This is a genomic window from Streptomyces buecherae, from assembly GCF_014295035.1.
Taxonomy (GTDB): Bacteria; Actinomycetota; Actinomycetes; order Streptomycetales; family Streptomycetaceae; genus Streptomyces; species Streptomyces youssoufiensis.
This window is the reverse complement of the sequence record NZ_CP060404.1, coordinates 2,226,667-2,246,349: the sequence shown is the minus strand read 5'-3', so window position 1 is coordinate 2,246,349 and position 19,683 is coordinate 2,226,667. Positions and strand designations below refer to the sequence as shown.

Below are 19,683 nucleotides of genomic sequence, written 5' to 3'. Positions count from 1 at the left end.
CAGTTCAGCGAATTCCAGCACGTGAGGCAGGCGCATTCCAAACAGTGCCGCTACCGGATGGAGGACTGTCGGCCACGGAGATAAAACGGGCGTTAAGGGCGACCGACGGCAAAATTCGGGAGAATCGAGTGCGCTCCGGAGTCGAGTGAGTGCGCTGCGTAGTGGACGCGCGGTAATTGCCTGTCGAAACGTTATGAATTTGCGGGCTAGCCGTGGCAAACGACACAACGGTGCGTACGACAACTACCCGGTGGCTCACGCTACTTGAGGCGGGCCATCAGCGCGTGCTCGACCAGGGTGATGAGCGCGCTCTTGGTTTCCCCGCGGTGCCGGGCGTCGGTGACGATGATCGGCGTGTCCGGGCCGATCTGGAGCGCCTCGCGGACCTCGTCGGGGGAGTAGGGCTGGTGCCCGTTGAAGCCGTTGAGGGCGATGACGAACGGCAGGCCGGAGTTCTCGAAGTAGTCGACGGCCGGGAAACAGTCGGCCAGCCGGCGCGTGTCCACCAGCACGATCGCGCCGATCGCGCCCTTGACCAGGTCGTCCCACATGAACCAGAAACGGTCCTGCCCGGGCGTGCCGAACAGGTACAGGATCAGGTCGTCGTCCAGCGTGATGCGGCCGAAGTCCATCGCCACGGTCGTCGTGGTCTTGTCCTGAACGTGGCTCAGGTCGTCGATCCCCGCCGACGCGGAGGTCATCACGGCCTCGGTGCGCAGCGGGTTGATCTCCGAGACCGCGCCGACGAACGTGGTCTTGCCCACGCCGAAGCCGCCCGCCACCACGATCTTCGCGGAGGTGGTGGAGCGGGCCGCGCCGCTAGAGCTTGCGGAGTCCACTGAGCACCCTTTCGAGCAGAGTCACGTCAGGCGTGCCGCCCGCCTCGGAGCTGCCGGGCTGGTGGATCGCCACCATGCCGGCCTCGGCCAGGTCGGCGACGAGGATGCGGGCGACGCCGAGGGGTATCGCGAGCAGCGCGGAGACCTCCGCGACCGACTTGACCTCACGGCACAGGTGGCAGATCCGCTGGTGCTCGGGGAGCAGCCCCTGCAGGTGCGCGGGGTCTGCCGTCGTGCTCACCAGTGCCTCGATGGCGAGCTGGTAGCGCGGCCGGGTGCGACCCCCGGTCATGGCGTACGGGCGCACCAGCGGCTGGTCACCTTCGACCCCGTACGGCGCGTGATGGGAGGCGCCGTACGGGCCGGTCGAGGCAGCGGGCGGGTTCATGGTTCCTCCGGTCGGGACAGCAAGCTGGTAGTGGTGCCGTCGGTCGGTGCCGGTGGGGGGCCTGGCGGTGAAGCGAAGGACGGACGGTGATCGGGGGTCAGTTGAGCAGACTTCCCTGCAGTTCCGCACGCAGGTCAGGGGTCAGGACGTTACCCGTACGGTCGACGAGAAGCGCCATCTCATAACCGACGAGACCAATGTCGCACTCGGGGTGCGCGAGCACCGCGAGCGATGACCCGTCGGAAATCGACATGATGAAGAGGAAGCCGCGCTCCATCTCGACCACGGTCTGGTTCACGGCGCCGCCCTCGAAGATGCGGGAGGCACCGGACGTCAGCGAGGTGAGACCGGAGGCCACGGCCGCCAACTGGTCGGCCCGGTCCCGGGGGAACCCCTCGGACATCGCCAGAAGCAGGCCGTCGGCGGAGACCACCACCGTGTGCGACACCCCCGGGGTGTTGTCCACGAAGTTGGTGATCAACCAGTTCAGATTCTGCGCCGCCTGGCTCATCGGACTCAACTAACGCTCCTGCTGGTGAAGGGGACCGCGACCGCGAGACTCAAGGCCGACCGTCCGTTCCGGCCTGACGGCCCTGCTGGATACCACGACGAAGGTTGGTCAGACGCCCGCGCACGTCGTCGGGCGCGCGGGAGACCTGGGGGCCGCCGCGCCGCTGGGCGGGCTGCTCCTCGGCGGTGCCGTCGACGAGGTTGGCACGCGGTACGCGACGGGGCAGCCCGGACGAGGTCACCCCGCCCGCCGCCGGCTCACGGACCTGCTCGGCCCGCCGCCAGCGCTCGTCGTTGGGGGAGGAGCGCCAGGCCGCGTTCCCGGCCGCGCCGGCGGCCTGCGCGTCCGCGCCGTCCGCCGCCTGGGGCCGCTGCCCCGTGGTCCGCGCGGGGATCAGGCCCTGCTGGCCCGGCTCGCGCCGCGGCAGCGGGGGCGCGGCCGACCGCGCCGACTCGTCCTCGCCGCCGGGGGCGGCGCCGTGCGGGGCCACGGGGTGCGGCGCCGGCTCGGCGGGCACGGGGCCCTGTGCGCTGTGGAACCAGCGCGACTCGATCGTGTCGAAGATCGGGGTGCCACCGTTGTCGTAGCCCTGCGGAAGCGGCAGTTCGCCGGTGAGGTGGTCGTCCTCGGGCGCCGGCGCCGGCTCGGCGTGCGCGCCCTGGCCGAGTCCCACGCCCGGGCCGCCCTGCGGCAGGTATGCCCCGCCACGCCCGGGCGGCGGGCCGTTGAAGTCGGGCCGCTGGAACTGGGTGGTGTCCCCGGAGCCGTCCTGCCCGTGCACCGGACGCGGGTACTCGCCGGTGTCCGCACGCCCCGGCTGCGGGTAGCCGCCGGTGTCGGTGGGCAGCGCGTACTCGCCGGTGTCGCCGGCCGGACGCGGGTACTCACCCGTGTCCCCCCGACCGCCCGTGTACGCGTCGGGCTGCGCGTACTCGCCCGTGTCGGCGTGCTGCGGGTACGCCCCGGTCTCGCCCGGCGCCGGGTAGCCGCCGGTCTCCTCCGAGGTGCCCTGGGCGTACGCGTCCGGGTACGCGCCGGCGCCTTCGGGCCGGGCGTAGCCGCCGGTGTCCGTGGGGCGCGGGTACTCGCCGGTGTCGCCCGGGCCGCCCGCGGGCAGCGCGTACTGGCCGGTGTCCACGACACCGGAAGGCTGGGACGGCAACGCGTACTGGCCGGTGTCGCCCGGGCCGGCCTGTTGCGGGTAGCCGCCGGTGTCGGACGTGTCGGGAAGCGGGTAGCCACCGGTGTCCGCGGCGTTCGGCCGCGCGTACTCGCCGGTGTCGCCCGCCCCGTGCGGGGCGCTGGGAACGGCGAACTCGCCCGTGTCGCCGGGGCCGCCGGCGGCACCGCGCGGGAACGGCGGCGTGGTGTCGATCTCCGCGTGGTCACGCGCCGCGTCGCGGTCGGTGGGCCAGTCGTCCGCCGCGGCGGCGCGCCGGGCGCCCCAGTTGGCGCCGGGCGCCTGCGGCCCGCCGTCCTGGGCCGGCGCGTCGGCGGACTCGGAGGCCACGGAGCCGGTCAGCTCGGGGGCGGGGCCGCGCTGCGGGAGCTGCGGGCGCGCCCCACGCTCGCCGGAGCGACCCGCGCCCGCGGGGGCGCCGGTCGGCGGGGCGACGGTGGGCTCGTTGTCCCGCGCGTCCTGGCCGCCGCGCGTGGGCAGCGCCGGGCGGTTCGCGTCCGGGCCCTGCCCCTGGTCGGCGCCGGCCGCGCTGCGCGCGCCGGCCCGGCTGCCGCCGAAGAAGTCACCGGTGGCTGCGGGGACGTTTCCGCCACCGCTGGCCCGGTTGCCACTGCCGCCGCTGCCGAAGAAGTCGCCGCCACCGGCGCCCGCCCCGGCCGCCCCGTTGCCGGGCACCGAGGCACCGACGGGGCGGGTGGGCAGCCCGCTGCGCGTGGCGCCGCCCCGCGCGGGCTGACCGGCGGTGCCGCCGGGCGGCACCGGGCCGCTCGGGTTCGGCTTCGCGCGCTGCGGGGTCGAGCCGCCGCCCGCGAGTTCGGCCCGCGGCCCCGAGCCCGGCACCTGGCGGCGCGTGCCCGTACCGGCGGTCGCGGGGCCGGCCGAGCCGTTGCCACCGGGGCCGGCCGCCTTGCCCAGCGCGGGGGTGCCCCCGGCCGGCGTGCTGGACTGCCCGGGGGCGCCGGGCGCGCCGGGCGTGCCCGGAGCGGGCTTCTTGCCACTGCCCTGGGCCACGTCGACCGGCAGCATGACCAGCGCGGTCGTACCGCCGGAGTCCGACGGCCGGAGCTGGATGCGGATGCCGTGCCGCAGCGACAGACGACCGACCACGAACAGGCCCATCCGGCGCGAGACCGACACGTCCACGGTAGGCGGGCTGGCCAGCCGCTCGTTGATCGCCGCCAGGTCCTCGGGGGAGAGCCCGATGCCGGTGTCGTGGATCTCCACGAGCACCCGGCCGTCCGGCAGCGCGTGCCCGGTGACCTTGACCTTGGTCTGCGGCGACGAGAAGGACGTCGCGTTCTCCAACAGCTCGGCCAGCAGGTGCACGAGGTCGTTGACGACCCGGCCCGCGACCTCGGTGCCCGGAACGGAGCTGAGCTCGATCCGCTCGTACTGCTCCACCTCGGACGCCGCCGCGCGGAGCACGTCCACCAGCGGCACGGGGCGGGTCCACCGGCGCCCCGGCTCCTCACCCGCGAGGACGAGCAGGTTCTCACCGTTACGGCGCATACGCGTCGCGAGGTGGTCCAGCTTGAACAGCGAGGAGAGCTGGTCCGGGTCCGCCTCGCGGGACTCCAGCTCGGAGATGAGCGAGAGCTGCCGCTGGATCAGGCCCTGGCTGCGGCGCGAGAGGTTGGTGAACATCGCGTTGACGTTGCCTCGCAGCAGCGCCTGCTCGGCGGCGAGTCGGACCGCCTCGCGGTGCACGTCGTCGAAGGCCGCGGCCACCTTGCCGATCTCGTCCCGGCTGTGCACACCGACCGACTCGACGGAGGTGTCCACGTCCTGCGGGTCGTGCTCGGACAGCTCCTTGACCAGCTCGGGCAGTCGCTGCTGGGCGACGTCCTGCGCGGTGTCCTGGAGCCGGCGCAGCGAACGCACCATGGAGCGGGAGACGACGAACGCGCCCACCAGCGAGATGCCGAGGACGAGCAGGATCAGCGCACCGTTGATGAACGCGTCCCGCTTGGCCTCGGAGCGCAGCTCGCGGGCCTTCTGCTCCATCTCCGTCAGCAGCGTCTGCTCGATCTTGGACATCGCCACGAGCTTGATGCTGTCCTGGTCGTACCAGTCCATGTAGGTGCGCTTGGCGGACGCCAGGCTCTCCGGGTCGCGCACCATGCGCAGCGCGTACTTGTTGGCCGCGTTGATGTCGCTGTTGTCGCCGGTGAGCGGGTCGAGCAGCTCCGGCGTGTCACCGCTGCGGATCTCCAGGAACCGGCGGAGCGCCTGGTCTTCCTTCTCCAGCGCCGTGGAGGTGTACCGGCTGTCGATCGCCGAGAGCCTGGGCTTGTTCGGGTGCGCCAGGGCCGCGCTGATGGAGGCGCGCTGGATGGACGCGTACTCCTTGGCCGACGAGAACGTGGCGAGGGCGCGCGTCTTGTTGATCATCGCGCGGTTACTGGTCGCCTGCGCCATGTCCTGGGAGAGCGAGAGCAGCGAGGTGATCAGCTCGTTGTACCCGAGGATCGTCTGCGAGGTGTAGTCGCGGTCCTTGTACGCCTGCTTGCGGATCTCGTGGATCTTGTTGAGCTGCTTCTTGATGTCGATCACCGTGGACTGCACGCCGGTGATCGCCGGGTCGACCGGGTCCAGGTCGTCCGTGGCGTCGGCGAACGCGACGAGCGCCTGGTCGGTCGCCTGACGGGGCGCCACCACCTGGTCGTCCCGGTCGTCGCCGGCGCCGGCCAGCGGCCCGGCCGACTGGTCGCGCTCCTCCTGGAGCGCGTTGGCGAGTTCGGTCGCCTGCTGCGTCATCTCGGTGAGCAGCTTCATCTGGTCGAGCTGCTCGATGTTGTCCATCGAGTTCTGGATACGCAGGGCGCCCAGCGTGGTGGCGGCCACCACGGGGAGGGCGAGCAGCGAAACGAGTCGGGTGCTGATCTTCCAGTTACGCAGGGCTATTCGCGGCCCGGGCCCCGTGGGGGCCTTCACCTTCGGCCGCTCGCCGGATGACTCTTCCCCGCTGGGCGCGGTCGGCCGCGTACTGACATCCACGCCGCGGTCGGTGCCACCGCGCGGCTCGGGGTCCGCCGCGGCGTTGCCATCCTTCTTGAAACGTCCCTGCACTAGCGTCGCAACCTCTGGACCAGGCGTCTCGCCGTGCGTACGGCGAAACGGTGTGAGTCGTGAGTGACCGGCGCGCTCGACCCTTCCTTGTTGCGGAGCGAGGCCGCCGCCGCTCGGCGCCCCGTCTGCGCCCGCTGCGCGCCAGGTGAATCCTGTCGGCGGTCCGTGGAATTCCAGCACAGTGCCGGATGCTCCAACAAGAGCCGTGGGTCACGGTGTGGATGCGGTGACGGTACGTGGCAATAAAGTGACCGCATGTGGAAAACAATGGCCGTGATAACGGACTTTTATGCACGTTCCACTCGGGAGTGGCGGGTGTCCGGGTCGCGATGATCAAGAGCGGAACGTCCGCATAGGCCGGCAATGCCGGATTCCGCCTGGGGTGATAGGTGCGCACGATGTGGCATTTGTCCGCCTCTTCGTGAGAGAACTCACATGCTGGGCGTGACTGGGCTCGCGGATTTCGGGGGAAGCGCGCGTTTAGCCTGACGCTTTACACCGTCCGCGAAAACGACAAGACGAGGCAGATCCAGTGAAGACGACGATGATGTTCCGCAACATAGCCAACCCGCGGCGCACCACTCTCGCCCACCTCAAGGATGCCGAAGAACTGCAGACCGCGCCCGTGGAAGAGCAGCAGACCGACTCGGTCGAACTGCCCGCCCAGACGGCGAACCCCCGTCGCACGATTCTCACCGACGCACCCGAGTAGCGGCCACCTCCCTCGTGGGCGGCGCCCCACGGCCCCCTCGGAGCCCGCCGCCCACGTCCGCCCCACCTCGTCGCGTCCCCCGGCGCACGGTCGCGAGCCCCGCGCGCGAACGGCTCACTCTCCCCGCCGCTCCAGCGCCCCGCCCGCCCCGCGCCGAGCACTCCTCACCCCGGCCCCGCCCCCGGCTGGCGACGCACGCCCCGTACCGGCGCGCACCGCCCACGCCACCGGCAGGGCTGGGGTTTCGCGTTTCCCGTCGTCCGTCCCCTGTCTCCGCTGTCTCCTGTCTCCGCGGCCTGCCGTTGCCTTGCCCCGTTCGCGGCGCCCGCGGAGCGTGGGCGGGGCTCCGCATTGCGGCTCTGTGCCCCGTACTGGGGGTTGCGGATTCCGCGCCCCGTGCGGGAGGGGGGCTGGGCCCCGCGCTCCGTGCTCCGTGCTCCGTGCTCCGTGAGAGGAGCCGGGCGCGGAGCCGCGCCCCGTGGCTCCGCGCTCCGCGCTCCGTATGGGAGAGGAACTGGGCCCGAGGCGCGCCCCACGCCCCGCGCCCCGCGCTCCGCGCTCCGTACAGAGAGGACACGAGCCCCGCGCCCCGTACGGAGAGGAACGGGGCCTTGCCCGCCCCGTGCCCCGCGCTCCGTACGTGGCCCGAGCCGCGCCCCCTGCCCCCTGCCCCGTGTGAGGGAGGTGCCGTGCCCCATGCCCCGTGTGAGAGAGGTGCCGCGCCCTATGCCGCTACCTGGTGCACCGGGGCGGTGCCGTGCGGTGACGGGCCGGGAGCGCGGCGGTGTCGAAAACGGGGCGATAGCCTGGAGCGTCAGACCTCAGCCAATGATCAGTAGTGAAGGGCAGCACTTCCCGTGCGCATCGCCAGATTCTCCATCGACGGCAACGTCGCGTTCGGAGTCGTGGAGGAGGCCGCCGCCCCTGACGGCGGCCCCGTCCTCGACATCATCAAGGGACACCCCTTCGCCGAATTCGAGCGCTCGGGCCAGAAGGTCCCGCTGGACAAGGTGCGCCTGCTGCCCCCGGTGCTCCCCAACAAGGTCGTGGCGATCGGTCGCAACTACGCGGAGCACGCCAGGGAACTCGGCCACGAGGTCCCCGACGTTCCGGTCGCCTTCTTCAAGCCGTCCACCTCGGTGGTCGGCCCCGGCGACGCCATCGCCTACCCCTCCTTCTCGCAGGAGGTCCACCACGAGGCCGAGCTGGCCGTCGTGATCGGCAGGATGTGCCGGGAGGTCCCGCGCGAGCGGGCCAGGGACGTCATCCTCGGCTACACCTGCGCCAACGACGTCACCGCGCGCGACGTACAGCGCCGCGAGCAGCAGTGGGCGCGGGCCAAGGGGTTCGACACCTCGTGCCCGCTGGGGCCGTGGGTGGAGACCGACGTCGAGCCCAGCGACCTCGCGATCATGTGCACCGTCAACGGTGAGCAGCGGCAACTCGGCCGCACCAGCGAGATGGTCCGCACCGTCGAGGACCTGATCGTGCACATCACCGAGGCCATGACGCTGCTCCCGGGCGACGTCATCCTCACGGGCACTCCGGCTGGGGTCGGCCCGCTCAACGTCGGCGACGAAGTCGCCGTCACCATCGAAGGCATCGGCACTCTCACCAACAAGGTGATCAAGCGTGGCTAGCGCATCTCCTGTACGCGTCCGTTTCTGTCCCTCGCCCACCGGCAACCCCCACGTGGGCCTGGTCCGCACCGCCCTGTTCAACTGGGCGTTCGCCCGTCACCACGGCGGCACCCTGGTCTTCCGCATCGAGGACACCGACGCGGCCCGCGACTCCGAGGAGAGCTACGAGCAGCTCCTGGACTCGATGCGCTGGCTCGGCTTCGACTGGGACGAGGGCCCCGAGATCGGCGGCCCGCACGCCCCGTACCGGCAGTCGCAGCGCATGGACATCTACGCGGACGTCGCCCGCAAGCTCCAGGAAGGCGGCTTCGCGTACGAGTGCTTCTGCACCACCGAGGAGCTCGACGCCCGCCGCGACGCGGCCCGCAAGGCCGGCAAGCCCTCCGGGTACGACGGGAAGTGCCGCGACCTCTCGGCCGAGCAGATCGCCGCGTACCGCGCCGAGGGGCGCACCCCGATCGTCCGGTTCCGGATGCCCGACACCCCGATCACCTTCACCGACCTGGTACGCGGCGAGCTGACGTTCACCCCGGAGAACGTGCCGGACTTCGGCATCGTGCGCGCCAACGGGGCCCCGCTCTACACCCTCGTCAACCCGGTCGACGACGCGCTGATGGAGATCACGCACGTGCTCCGCGGCGAGGACCTGCTCTCCTCGACCCCGCGCCAGATCGCGCTGTACGGGGCGCTCGCCCAGATCGGCGTGGGCAACGGCACCGTGCCGGCCTTCGGCCACCTCCCGTACGTCATGGGCGAGGGCAACAAGAAGCTCTCCAAGCGCGACCCGCAGGCGTCCCTCAACCTCTACCGCGAGCGCGGCTTCCTTCCCGAGGGGCTGCTCAACTACCTGTCCCTGCTGGGCTGGTCGCTCTCCGAGGACCGGGACATCTTCTCCATTGATGAGATGGTCGCCGCCTTCGACCTGGGCGACGTCAACGCCAACCCGGCGCGGTTCGACCTCAAGAAGTGCGAGGCCATCAACGCCACCCACCTGCGTGCCCTGGCGCCCGACGAGTTCGCGCGCCGCCTGGTGCCCTTCCTCTTCCCGGGACGGGGCCCCAGCGACGCCGAGCTCGAACTGCTCGCCAAGGCCGCTCCGCTCACCCAGGAGCGCATGGTGGTGCTCGGCGAGGCGGTCGGCATGCTCGGCTTCCTGTTCGTGGAACCGGAGCACTTCCGGGTTGACGAGGCAGACGCGGCCAAGGTGCTCACTGAGGACGCCAAGCCGGTCCTTGAGGCCAGCATCAGGGCGCTGGAGGAGTTGGCCGACTTCACGCCCGAGCCCATCCAGGCCACGCTCCGCGAGGCGCTGGTCGACGGGCTCGGCATCAAGCCGAAGTTCGCCTTCACGCCGCTGCGGGTCGCGGTCACCGGCCGTCGGGTCTCGCCGCCGCTTTTCGAGTCGATGGAACTGCTCGGCCGCGAGGAGACGCTGCGCCGACTGCGGGCCGCGCTGTAGGAGCGACAACGGTGCGCCCCGACGGGGCCCACCACGGCTGGCGCCGTCCCACGGTGTGGGGCGGCGCCAGCCCTTTGTTCCACCGTTCCACCACCGGCCACCGCCCCGTTACGGCTACGTCGCGGCTCCGTGCGGGGCTGTGTGGTGCGGGAGGCCCTTGTCGTCTCGCTGTCTCGCTGTTTCGCTGTCTCGCCTTCCGGCTCCGCGGGCAGACGCGTCCGTCGGCTCGTGGGCGGGCTGGCGGAAGCCGGGCGTGGGCGGGCGTGCGTGGGGCCTGGGCCGGGCGCGGGCGGGCGTCTGCGTGGCGCGGGGCCGGCGCTCCGTGCGTCGCGGTGCGTACGGCGCCTTCGGGGCGGGCGATGGCGTACGCCGCGCGCCGCGCGGCGCTGACGGGAATCTGCCGTACGCGGGCCGACCGGGCCCGTGCGCAGGGCGTGAGCCCACCTGGGGCGGCCGTTGAGCCGCTCACACGAGCGGTATCCGTTTTGGTGCGCCGCCTCCCGTCGGGTAATGTTCTTCCTGCGCCGCCCGCCAGGGGCCGGGAAGCTCCAGCGGAAAGCGCAGATCCAAACAAAAATCCCCAGCAGGGGGTTTGAGTTTTGGTGGGCTATGGTGTAATTGGCAGCACGACTGATTCTGGTTCAGTTAGTCTAGGTTCGAGTCCTGGTAGCCCAGCAAGAGATTCCTCGTCTGATCTCTTGGATATGCAGTGACAAGCCCCCGTTGTGTAGCGGCCTAGCACGCTGCCCTCTCAAGGCAGTAGCGCCGGTTCGAATCCGGTCGGGGGTACTGATCCTGACTCCGTCACCATCCGGAAAAACCCCGGAGGCGACGACGAATGGATCGCTAGGGCCCCCGTTGTGTAGCGGCCTAGCACGCCGCCCTCTCAAGGCGGTAGCGCCGGTTCGAATCCGGTCGGGGGTACTGGTCTATACCATGGGCTATGGTGTAATTGGCAGCACGAGTGATTCTGGTTCATTTAGTCTAGGTTCGAGTCCTGGTAGCCCAGCGCAGTACATCAGGCCCCCGTTGTGTAGCGGCCTAGCACGCCGCCCTCTCAAGGCGGTAGCGCCGGTTCGAATCCGGTCGGGGGTACAGAGAAATAACGAGGTGGCCTCCCGCATGACGCGGGGGGCCATCTCGCGTTATGCGCTGCCGCGTTATCGCTTGGCCGGTACGGGCCGCCATGCCTCGCCGTGCCGCGTGGGAACCAGCGCGACGTGACCACGTGTTGCCCGACGATGCCCCCTGGCGCGGCTCCGAACCGTGCGCGGCACAGCGGTACTTGCTCCGTGGGCCGTGAGGGACGGAGCGCGGACCCGTTGCTGCTCCGCGGCCGGGCGTGCGGCGACGGAGCGTGCGCGCGGGCCGGCAGGGGCTGAAACAGAGGCCCGAGTGCCGAGGCCGGCGGAGCGCCACGTACGACGCCGTCGCGGCACCATCTCGCCGGAGCACGGAGCACGGAGCACGGAGCACGGAGCACGGAGCACGGAGCACGGAGCACGGAGCACGGAGCACGGAGCACGGAGCACGGAGCGGTGATCCTGCCTGGGGGCACGGGGCACGGGGCACGGGGCACGGGGCACGGGGCACGGGGCGGCGTCCGTGCGGGGCGCGGTGGCGTGTCGGGGCCGGGACGTCGGGGCCGTGGGTGCCGGGGGCGTATCAGCCCGTGCGGCGCAGGGCCTCGGAGAGGCGGAGCGCGGCGTCTATGACCGCCTGGGCGTGCATGCGGCCTGGGTGGCGGGTCAGGCGCTCGATGGGGCCCGAGACGGAAACCGCGGCGACGACGCGGTTGGAGGGGCCCCGTACCGGCGCGGAGACGGAGGCCACGCCCGGCTCGCGCTCGCCGATCGACTGGGCCCAGCCCCGGCGCCGTACGCCCGACAGGGCCGTCGCCGTGAAGCGCGCCCCCTGCAGGCCACGGTGCAGTCGCTCCGGCTCCTCCCAGGCCATCAGGATCTGCGCCGCCGAACCGGCCTTCATCGGCAACGTCGAGCCGACCGGCACCGTGTCCCGCAGTCCGGACAGTCGTTCCGCCGCGGCGACGCAGATGCGCATGTCGCCCTGGCGCCGGTAGAGCTGGGCGCTCTCGCCGGTCACGTCGCGCAGGTGGGTGAGGACCGGGCCGGCCGTGGCCAACAACCGGTCCTCGCCGGCTGCCGCCGCGAGTTCGGCCAGCCGGGGGCCGAGGATGAACCGGCCCTGCATGTCGCGCGCCACCAAGCGGTGGTGCTCCAGTGCCACCGCGAGACGGTGCGCCGTCGGGCGCGCGAGGCCGGTCGCTGAGACCAGGCTTGCCAGGGTGGCCGGGCCGGCCTCCAGTGCGCTCAGTACCAGAGCAGCCTTGTCGAGTACGCCCACGCCGCTAGAGTTGTCCATGCAACGATACTCGCGTCTCACAGTATGAAACGCAAGTTCAAATTCTCACGGCAGCCGCCAGGCTGGAGGTGGCGCCGGGCACTCATGGCGGCGCTCCCGCGAACACACGAGTTGGTCGGCAGCGACGCCGACCGGAGGGACAGCGATGGGACGGACACTGGCGGAGAAGGTCTGGGACGATCACGTCGTCCGGCGCGCCGAGGGCGAGCCCGACTTGCTCTTCATCGATCTGCACCTGCTGCACGAGGTGACCAGCCCGCAGGCGTTCGACGGGCTCCGCAAGGCGGGGCGGCGGGTGCGGCGTACCGACCTCACCATCGCGACCGAGGACCACAACACCCCCACCCTCGACATCGACAAGCCCATCGCGGACCCCGTCTCGCGCGTCCAACTGGAGACGCTGCGCAAGAACTGCGCGGAGTTCGGCGTCCGCCTGCACCCGCTGGGCGACGTCGAGCAGGGCGTGGTGCACGTCGTGGGTCCGCAGTTGGGGCTGACCCAGCCGGGCACCACGGTGGTGTGCGGCGACAGCCACACCTCCACGCACGGGGCGTTCGGCGCCCTCGCGTTCGGGATCGGCACCTCGCAGGTGGAGCACGTGCTGGCCACCCAGACGCTGCCGCTGGCCCCGTTCAAGACGATGGCCATCACCGTCGAGGGCGAACTGCCCGAGGACGTCACCGCGAAGGACCTGATCCTGGCGGTCATCGCGAAGATCGGCACCGGCGGCGGCCAGGGTTACGTCATCGAGTACCGCGGCGAGGCCATCGAGAAGCTGTCGATGGAAGCGCGGATGACCGTGTGCAACATGTCCATCGAGGCCGGCGCGCGGGCCGGGATGATCGCCCCCGACGAGACCACCTTCGCCTACCTCGAGGGCCGCGACCACGCGCCCCGTGGCGAGCAGTGGGACGAGGCGGTGGCGTACTGGCGCACCCTGCGCACCGACGAGGACGCCACCTTCGACCGCGAGGTGGTCATCGACGCGACGACGCTGGCCCCGTTCGTCACCTGGGGGACCAATCCGGGGCAGGGTGCCCCGTTGTCGTCGTCCGTGCCGGACCCCGCCTCGTATGCGGACGTCAGCGAGCGACAGGCAGCCGAAAAGGCCCTGGAGTACATGGGGTTGACGGCCGGTCAGGCGCTGCGCGACATTCGCGTGGACACCGTGTTCGTCGGGTCGTGCACCAACGGCCGGATCGAGGACCTGCGCTCGGCCGCCGCCGTCCTGGAGGGACGCCAGGTCGCCGAGGGCGTCCGGATGCTCGTGGTTCCGGGTTCGGTACGGGTGGCCCTGCAGGCGGTGCAGGAGGGCCTGGACAAGGTCTTCACCGCGGCCGGGGCCGAATGGCGGCACGCGGGGTGCTCGATGTGCCTGGGCATGAACCCCGACCAACTCGCGCCCGGCGAGCGTTCCGCCTCCACCTCCAACCGCAACTTCGAGGGGCGTCAGGGGAAGGGCGGGCGCACGCACCTGGTCTCGCCCCAGGTCGCCGCCGCCACCGCCGTGCGCGGCAGCCTCGCCTCGCCCGCCGACCTCGCTCCGTCAACCGCTCCCGTGGGGGTCTGATCAGACATGGAAGCATTCACCACGCACACCGGGCGCGCCGTTCCGCTGCGTCGCAGCAACGTCGACACCGACCAGATCATCCCGGCCCACTGGCTCAAGAAGGTCACTCGCGACGGCTTCGAGGACGGCCTCTTCGAGGCGTGGCGCAAGAACCCGGACTTCGTGCTGAACCAGCCCGAGCGCGCCGGCGCGAGCGTGCTCCTCGCCGGCCCGGACTTCGGCACCGGCTCCTCGCGCGAGCACGCGGTCTGGGCCTTGCAGAACTACGGCTTCAAGACGGTCATCTCCTCGCGGTTCGCCGACATCTTCCGGGGGAACTCGCTCAAGAACGGTCTGCTGACGGTGGTCTTGCCGCAGGAGACGGTGGAGCGGCTGTGGGAGCTGACCGAGGCGGACCCGGAAACCACGGTCACCGTGGACCTCGTGGCGCGCCAGGTACGAGCGGGGAGCGTAACGGCCGAATTTGAGCTTGACGAGAACGCTCGTTGGCGACTGCTTGAGGGGCTGGACGACATCAGTCTGACCCTGCGCCAAGAGGCGGAAATCGCTGCGTACGAGGCCGCCCGACCGGCCTTCAAACCCCATACGGTGCAGGTCTAAGGCACCCCGGTGCTCCGTGTACGGGGCACGTTTGGCACGATGCGTCGTCGGTCTCCGGACCGGCGGCGCATCGGTGTGTTGGGGCCCCGTGAGGCGACAACTCGCCGTAGATGGCACAATCAACGTATGGAACGCGACACCCAACTCCAGCTTTACGGGATTGTCGCCGACCGTCTCAAGGAAGCGCACGCGAGGGTGCGCACACTGCAAGTCCCGGAGGGCGTACGGATGGCGCTGTCCCGGAAGCTGCTGGTCATCACGGCAGCGGCGAAGCACGATCTGGCAGACGCGGCGCGGCGTCTGGACCGGTTGATGCACGACCTCGACGAGGGCCGTTTCCCCGAAGATCTCGACAGCGACGGAACTCCGTGACGGTCGAGTTCGTTGCGGCACAAGGGTGATTAGCCCGTTTCGTGTTTGATTTGCGGTATATATCTGCCTAACGTGCGAAAAAGCTTGAACAGATTCGTTCCAGCAATGTCTCCGAAGGGGAAGACGTGAACAAGGCGCAGCTCGTGGAAGCCATTGCCGACAAGCTCGGCGGACGCCAGAACGCCGCGGATGCGGTGGATGCAGTACTGGACGCCATCGTCCGCGCGGTCGTGGGCGGTGACCGGGTTTCGGTCACCGGTTTCGGCTCGTTCGAGAAGGTTGACCGCCCCGCGCGGTACGCCCGTAACCCGCAGACCGGTGAGCGGGTCCGGGTCAAGAAGACCTCGGTGCCGCGCTTCCGCGCGGGTCAGGGCTTCAAGGACCTGGTGAGCGGCTCGAAGAAGCTCCCGAAGAACGACGTGGCCGTGAAGAAGGCCCCCAAGGGCAGCCTCTCGGGCGGTTCTTCCACGCGTACGACGGCCAAGGCCGCGGCGAAGAAGGCCACCGCCAAGAAGGCTTCGACGGCGAAGAAGGCCGCGACGAAGAAGGCGACGCCGGCGAAGAAGACCACGGCCACCACCGCCAAGAAGGCGGCGACGGCGAAGAAGACCACCGCCAAGAAGACCACGGCGGCCAAGAAGGCCACCGCGGTCAAGGCGACGGCGACGCCGGCGAAGAAGACGACGACCACCGCCAAGAAGACCAGCGCGAAGAAGACGGCGCCGGCGAAGAAGGCGACGGCCACGAAGGCCCCCGCGCGCAAGACCACGGCGCGGAAGACCACGGCCAAGAAGGCCACCGCGAGGAAGAAGTAGCCGCGGCGGCCACCACCGTCTCGCGCAGCACCTCGCCGGGCCGGACTCCCCCAGGGGAGCCCGGCCCGCGGTGCGTTCGGAACAGCCCACACGCACCCCGCCCCCGCGACGCCGACACTCCCGCCCCGCCCCGCACCGACTCCGGCGCCGCACGGGTCGCGGTCGTTGGGCGCCGTGCGCGTTGGGGCCGCTGCCCGGCGCGGCGTTCGGAGCCGGAGTCGGGGCACCGTTCCGCCGGAGCACGGAGCACGGAGCACGGAGCACGGAGCACGGAGCACGGAGCGGTGATCCTGCCTGGGGGCACGGGGCACGGGGCACGGGGCACGGGGCACGGGGCACGGGGCACGGGGCACGGGGCACGGGGCACGGGGCACGGGGCACGGGGCGGCGGCGTCGCGGCCACGGGGCGGCGACTTCGCGGCGGCGCGGGGCGCTGGACGCGCGCGTGTGGCCAGAAGCCGGGGGCAGGGCGCGCCGCGGGCTCTTCGGACGGGAGCGGGCCGTGAGCGGGCCCGTGGGGCTGTCGAGCGACCTAGAACGTCTGGAGCGTCACCAGGGTCACGCGGCGGGCCTCGCCCTCGCCCTCGACATCGATCCGCACTCGTTGGCCGGGCCGCAACAGTCGTAGCCCGCCAGCGTCGAAGGCCGCCGCGTCGAAGTCCAGCGGAGTTCCGTCGTCGAGCAGCACGCTGCCCGCCCGGGTGTCGGGGTCGTACGTGTACGCGGTCGCCTGCATACGCAGCAGCGTAGCCCGCGCCAGGCGTTGCCCTGCGCGGGCCGGCCTGGCGCTCCGTTGCCCCGTGCCCGGGGAAGCGCCGCTCCGTGCTCCGTGCGCCGTGTCCATCAGCCGCGGCTCCGTGCCCCGTGCCCCGTACCCCGTGCGGGGTGCGTCGCTCCGTGCTCCGTCGCCCACGGGGCCAGCCGCGCCACGGCTTGGCGCGCGGACAGGCGTGGCGCGAGGGCGCACGGAACGGGGGAGGGCGGCAGCGAGTGCCGAGGCGGGGTGAGACGGGGCGGGGTCAGCCGTGGGGCGTGGGGGAGCCGGAGGGCGGGGCGCTGGACGCTGTTGGCGGCGTTCCGCCCGCGGCGAGGAGAGCGGTCGTGTACGGGCCCACTCCCAGGTCCAGCGCGGCCCGCAGGTCGCGCCCCGTGTCCACGTCCCGGCGCACGCTCGGCACGTCGAGCAGCGGAATGTCCTGCGCCCCGGTGGCGCGGTGCCGAGCGCGGGAGGTGCCACCGAAAGCCGGATTGAGTTCCCATTTCGGGGCCGCGGTCAACAATGTCGTACCGATTCCTGCGGCATCCGCGAGAAAAGCCCGTGGGAAATCCGCGGCGGCGGTCAGAACTCGGTGGAGTTCCGCGGATCGGAGGGCCGGTAGATCGGCGTTGAGCGCGGCGACCGCCGCGTCGGGGCGCCGCGCGCGCACCATGGCGGCGCCGTGGGCCAGTGCGGCGTTCAGACCGGTGCCGGGTGTGTCCGGCACGCTCGTTGCGCCGAGCGCCGACAATTCGGCCGCCGCGAGCGGGTCGTCCGTGACAACCACCACATCCCGTACTCCGGGACACGCCAGCGCCGCGCTCACCGTGTCCTGTGCGAAAGCGAGCGCGAGCCCAGGGCGTAGGTCGCCGGACGCGGCGTCGGCCAGCCGGCTCTTCGCGCGGGACAGCGGTTTCAGCGGCACTACCAAGCTCCAGCTCACTCCCGCTTCCCTCGCTTCGTCTCTGCGCACACGCATCATTCTTGCCTGCTGCCGAAGCCGCCTGAGACCGGCGGGGTTACGGTGTCCTCGACAGACCAGATACCTGGGGCGACACTTGTGCGGCTGCCCGGGTGGCAGCAAGCCAGCAGGTCAGCAGGGACCAAGAGGAGGACGTCCGAGTGCCCCGCCACAGAATCGGCTTCTGGTACCGCCTGGCAGCGGTCCTCGCGAAACCGCCGCTCGTGATTCTGTTCAAACGGGACTGGCGTGGAATGGAGAACATTCCAGCCCACGGCGGATTCATCACGGCGATCAACCACAATTCGTATCTCGATCCGCTGGCGTACGCGCACTTCCAGTACAACACCGGGCGCGTGCCGCGATTCCTCGCGAAGTCCGCCCTCTTCAAGGTGCCCGTTATCGGCCGTATGTTCCACGGACTCCAGTTGATTCCGGTCTACCGGGAGTCCACGGATGCCGCCAACGCCTTCCGCGCGGCCGTCAGCGCGATCGACAAGGGCGAATGCGTCGCCTTCTACCCCGAGGGCACGCTCACTCGCGATCCGGATCAGTGGCCGATGCGGGCCAAGACCGGCGCCGCCCGTGTCGCGCTGCTCACCAAGGCCCCGGTCATTCCCGTCGCGCAATGGGGCGCCAATGCGGTGCTCCCCCCGTACGCGGGGGCAAAGCGGCTGCGGCTGTTTCCCCGTAAGACCTTCAAGGTCGTGGCCGGACCCCCGGTCGACCTGTCCGCGTACTACGGCCAGGAACCGACGGCCGAGGTGCTGCGCGCCGCCACCGATACGATCATGGCCGCCGTGACCGAACTCCTCGCCGACGTGCGCCAGGAACCGGTGCCGGCGGGGCGGGCCGAACAGCCGAAGGGCGGCGCGGCCGAAGGTCTCGGCTCCGCCGACCCTACGGACCACGAGGCCGACGGTACGGGGCGCGAGGCCGGCCGCACGAAGCACGAGGCCGACCGGACCGATCGCGGCAGCGGCCGGACGGAGCACGAGAATGAGGGGAATGCCACGTGACGCGCTGTGCCGTCTTCGGCGCCGGATCGTGGGGCACCGCCTTCGCGATGGTGCTGGCCGATGCCGGGTGTGAGGTGACCCTGTGGGCGCGCCGTCCGGAGGTGGTGGAAGCCATCAACACGGGGCACGGCAACCCGGACTACCTGCCGGGTGCCACGCTCCCCGACACGGTGCGGGCCGCCACGGACCCCGCGGTGGCGGCACGGGGCGCCGAGTTCGCGGTGCTGACCGTGCCGTCGCAGACGCTGCGCGCCAACCTCGCCGCATGGGCCCCGTTGCTGCCGGCCGACGCGGTGCTGGTCAACCTGATGAAGGGCGTCGAACTCGGCACCGCCAAGCGGATGAGCGAGGTCATCGGGGAGGTGGCGGGGGTCGGCCCGGAGCGGGTCGCCGTGCTCACGGGGCCCAACCTCGCCAAGGAGATCGCCGCCCGACAGCCGGCCGCCGCCGTTGTCGCGTGCAGCGACGAGGCCGTGGCCCAGCGGTTGCAGGCGGCCTGCCACACGTCGTACTTCCGCCCGTACACCAACACCGATGTCGTCGGCTGCGAACTGGGCGGAGCGGTGAAGAACGTCATCGCCCTCGCGGTGGGCATCGCCGACGGCATGGGCCTCGGCGACAACGCCAAGGCATCGTTGATCACGCGCGGGCTGGCCGAGACCACTCGGCTCGGGCTCGCGATGGGCGCCGACGCGCACACGTTCGCGGGGCTCGCGGGCATGGGCGACCTCGTCGCCACCTGCTCGTCCCCCCTCTCCCGCAACCACACCTTCGGCACCAACCTCGGACGGGGCATGACCCTGGCCGAGACCATCGCGGTGACGAAGCAGACGGCGGAGGGCGTCAAGTCCTGCGAGTCCGTCCTCGACCTGGCGCAGCGCCACCGGGTGGACATGCCGATCACGGAGACGGTGGTGAGCATCGTGCACGGCGGGAAGCCGCCCCTCGTGGCGCTCAAGGAACTGATGTCGCGCTCCGCCAAGCCGGAGCGCCACTGAACACGCTCGGGCCGGCCCACTCTGGGGGGACGTGACCGGTCGACGCCTGCTTCGGCGCCCCGTGGCACATGTCACGGGGCCCCGAAGCGCGTAGGCCGGCGTCCGCCGGTGCCGCGGAGCGCGAGCGGTGCCGGAGGTCGGGAGCGCGGTGCCGGCGTGCGCTACGGAGCGCGCGTGAGGGCGCCTGTTGCGGAGAGGCGCAGTAACGCAGCGGCGTATGGGCCTGTGGTGGTTCCGCCTTCCGGGCCGTACACGCCGCGCGGCCCCGAACGGCGGGTGCTGCCCCCCGGTTCCACCGCGCCCCGCTCGGCATCGGCAGCGGCCTCGCACGTCGCGCCGTTCCTCCCGCACGGGAACGGCGCCCGCGCCGGCACCGTTTCGTGGCGTACCTCGGTGGCGTACCTCGGTGGC

The 19,683-nt window shown here is 71.4% G+C and carries 16 protein-coding genes and 5 tRNA genes; 14 read left to right on the top strand and 7 right to left on the bottom strand.

The features are described 5' to 3' along the window. Nucleotides 1-260: 260 nt before the first annotated feature. From H7H31_RS08210 to H7H31_RS08195, 4 genes are all read right to left on the bottom strand, one after another. Nucleotides 261-839 carry a GTP-binding protein gene (locus tag H7H31_RS08210; protein WP_176164317.1) on the bottom strand — a complete coding sequence of 193 codons (579 nt, stop codon included), beginning with the start codon at nt 837-839 and terminating at the stop codon, nt 261-263. After that, the gene (locus tag H7H31_RS08205; protein ID WP_176164318.1) at nt 820-1,227 is read right to left on the bottom strand and encodes a DUF742 domain-containing protein; all 408 of its coding nucleotides are present in this window, start codon (nt 1,225-1,227) and stop codon (nt 820-822) included. Before H7H31_RS08205 ends, H7H31_RS08210 begins: the two co-directional genes overlap by 20 nt. A 97-nt stretch (nt 1,228-1,324) precedes the next feature. After that, nucleotides 1,325-1,738 carry a roadblock/LC7 domain-containing protein gene (locus tag H7H31_RS08200; RefSeq protein ID WP_176166450.1) on the bottom strand — a complete coding sequence of 138 codons (414 nt, stop codon included), beginning with the start codon at nt 1,736-1,738 and terminating at the stop codon, nt 1,325-1,327. 49 nt (nt 1,739-1,787) lie between these two features. Beyond that, nucleotides 1,788-5,987, bottom strand: a complete 4,200-nt coding sequence (locus H7H31_RS08195; RefSeq protein WP_187062361.1) for a nitrate- and nitrite sensing domain-containing protein — start codon at nt 5,985-5,987, stop codon at nt 1,788-1,790. A 532-nt stretch (nt 5,988-6,519) separates the two neighbouring features. On the opposite strand from H7H31_RS08195, the gene H7H31_RS08190 reads away from it, so the two are divergent. The 8 genes from H7H31_RS08190 (at nt 6,520) to H7H31_RS08155 (ending at nt 10,893) form a co-directional block, all read left to right on the top strand. Then, entirely contained in the window at nt 6,520-6,699 is a 180-nt protein-coding gene (locus tag H7H31_RS08190; RefSeq protein WP_187062360.1) for a hypothetical protein, read from the top strand. Nucleotides 6,700-7,556: 857 nt separating this feature from the next. Then, complete coding sequence (locus tag H7H31_RS08185) at nt 7,557-8,339, top strand: fumarylacetoacetate hydrolase family protein (RefSeq protein ID WP_187061230.1); 783 nt, start codon at nt 7,557-7,559, stop codon at nt 8,337-8,339. Then, entirely contained in the window at nt 8,332-9,798 is a 1,467-nt protein-coding gene (gltX, locus tag H7H31_RS08180; protein ID WP_187061229.1) for a glutamate--tRNA ligase, read from the top strand. Before H7H31_RS08185 ends, gltX begins: the two co-directional genes overlap by 8 nt. A 603-nt stretch (nt 9,799-10,401) precedes the next feature. Beyond that, nucleotides 10,402-10,473: transfer RNA gene (locus H7H31_RS08175), tRNA-Gln, on the top strand. A 41-nt stretch (nt 10,474-10,514) separates the two neighbouring features. After that, nucleotides 10,515-10,587: transfer RNA gene (locus H7H31_RS08170), tRNA-Glu, on the top strand. 62 nt (nt 10,588-10,649) lie between these two features. Next, nucleotides 10,650-10,722: transfer RNA gene (locus tag H7H31_RS08165), tRNA-Glu, on the top strand. 13 nt (nt 10,723-10,735) lie between these two features. Next, nucleotides 10,736-10,807 (top strand) — tRNA-Gln (locus tag H7H31_RS08160). 13 nt (nt 10,808-10,820) lie between these two features. Further along, nucleotides 10,821-10,893 (top strand) — tRNA-Glu (locus H7H31_RS08155). A 570-nt stretch (nt 10,894-11,463) separates the two neighbouring features. Here the strand turns inward: H7H31_RS08155 and ndgR are convergent. After that, nucleotides 11,464-12,180 (bottom strand): IclR family transcriptional regulator NdgR, encoded by a 717-nt coding sequence (gene ndgR / locus H7H31_RS08150; RefSeq protein ID WP_187061228.1) that lies wholly within the window; start codon nt 12,178-12,180, stop codon nt 11,464-11,466. Between the two features lie 145 nt (nt 12,181-12,325). Between ndgR and leuC the strand changes: the two genes are divergently transcribed. From leuC to H7H31_RS08130, 4 genes are all read left to right on the top strand, one after another. Beyond that, entirely contained in the window at nt 12,326-13,750 is a 1,425-nt protein-coding gene (gene leuC, locus H7H31_RS08145; RefSeq protein WP_187061227.1) for a 3-isopropylmalate dehydratase large subunit, read from the top strand. 6 nt (nt 13,751-13,756) lie between these two features. Further along, the gene (gene leuD, locus H7H31_RS08140) at nt 13,757-14,350 is read left to right on the top strand and encodes a 3-isopropylmalate dehydratase small subunit (RefSeq protein WP_187061226.1); all 594 of its coding nucleotides are present in this window, start codon (nt 13,757-13,759) and stop codon (nt 14,348-14,350) included. A 126-nt stretch (nt 14,351-14,476) separates the two neighbouring features. Beyond that, nucleotides 14,477-14,722 (top strand): SCO5555 family protein, encoded by a 246-nt coding sequence (locus H7H31_RS08135; RefSeq protein ID WP_187061225.1) that lies wholly within the window; start codon nt 14,477-14,479, stop codon nt 14,720-14,722. A 125-nt stretch (nt 14,723-14,847) separates the two neighbouring features. Beyond that, complete coding sequence (locus H7H31_RS08130) at nt 14,848-15,537, top strand: HU family DNA-binding protein (protein WP_187061224.1); 690 nt, start codon at nt 14,848-14,850, stop codon at nt 15,535-15,537. A gap of 532 nt (nt 15,538-16,069) precedes the next feature. Here the strand turns inward: H7H31_RS08130 and H7H31_RS08125 are convergent. Together H7H31_RS08125 and cofC are read right to left on the bottom strand one after the other, a co-directional pair. After that, the gene (locus tag H7H31_RS08125) at nt 16,070-16,273 is read right to left on the bottom strand and encodes a hypothetical protein (protein ID WP_187060093.1); all 204 of its coding nucleotides are present in this window, start codon (nt 16,271-16,273) and stop codon (nt 16,070-16,072) included. A gap of 283 nt (nt 16,274-16,556) precedes the next feature. Beyond that, nucleotides 16,557-17,237 carry a 2-phospho-L-lactate guanylyltransferase gene (cofC, locus tag H7H31_RS08120; RefSeq protein ID WP_232110267.1) on the bottom strand — a complete coding sequence of 227 codons (681 nt, stop codon included), beginning with the start codon at nt 17,235-17,237 and terminating at the stop codon, nt 16,557-16,559. Nucleotides 17,238-17,416: 179 nt separating this feature from the next. Here cofC and H7H31_RS08115 point away from each other — a divergent pair, with 179 nt between their 5' ends. Both H7H31_RS08115 and H7H31_RS08110 read left to right on the top strand, forming a co-directional pair. Next, the gene (locus tag H7H31_RS08115; RefSeq protein ID WP_187060092.1) at nt 17,417-18,274 is read left to right on the top strand and encodes a lysophospholipid acyltransferase family protein; all 858 of its coding nucleotides are present in this window, start codon (nt 17,417-17,419) and stop codon (nt 18,272-18,274) included. After that, on the top strand, nt 18,271-19,272 hold the full coding sequence (locus H7H31_RS08110) for an NAD(P)H-dependent glycerol-3-phosphate dehydrogenase (RefSeq protein ID WP_187060091.1): 1,002 nt from the start codon (nt 18,271-18,273) through the stop codon (nt 19,270-19,272). The genes H7H31_RS08115 and H7H31_RS08110 overlap by 4 nt, the downstream gene beginning before the upstream one ends. Nucleotides 19,273-19,683 lie beyond the last annotated feature (411 nt).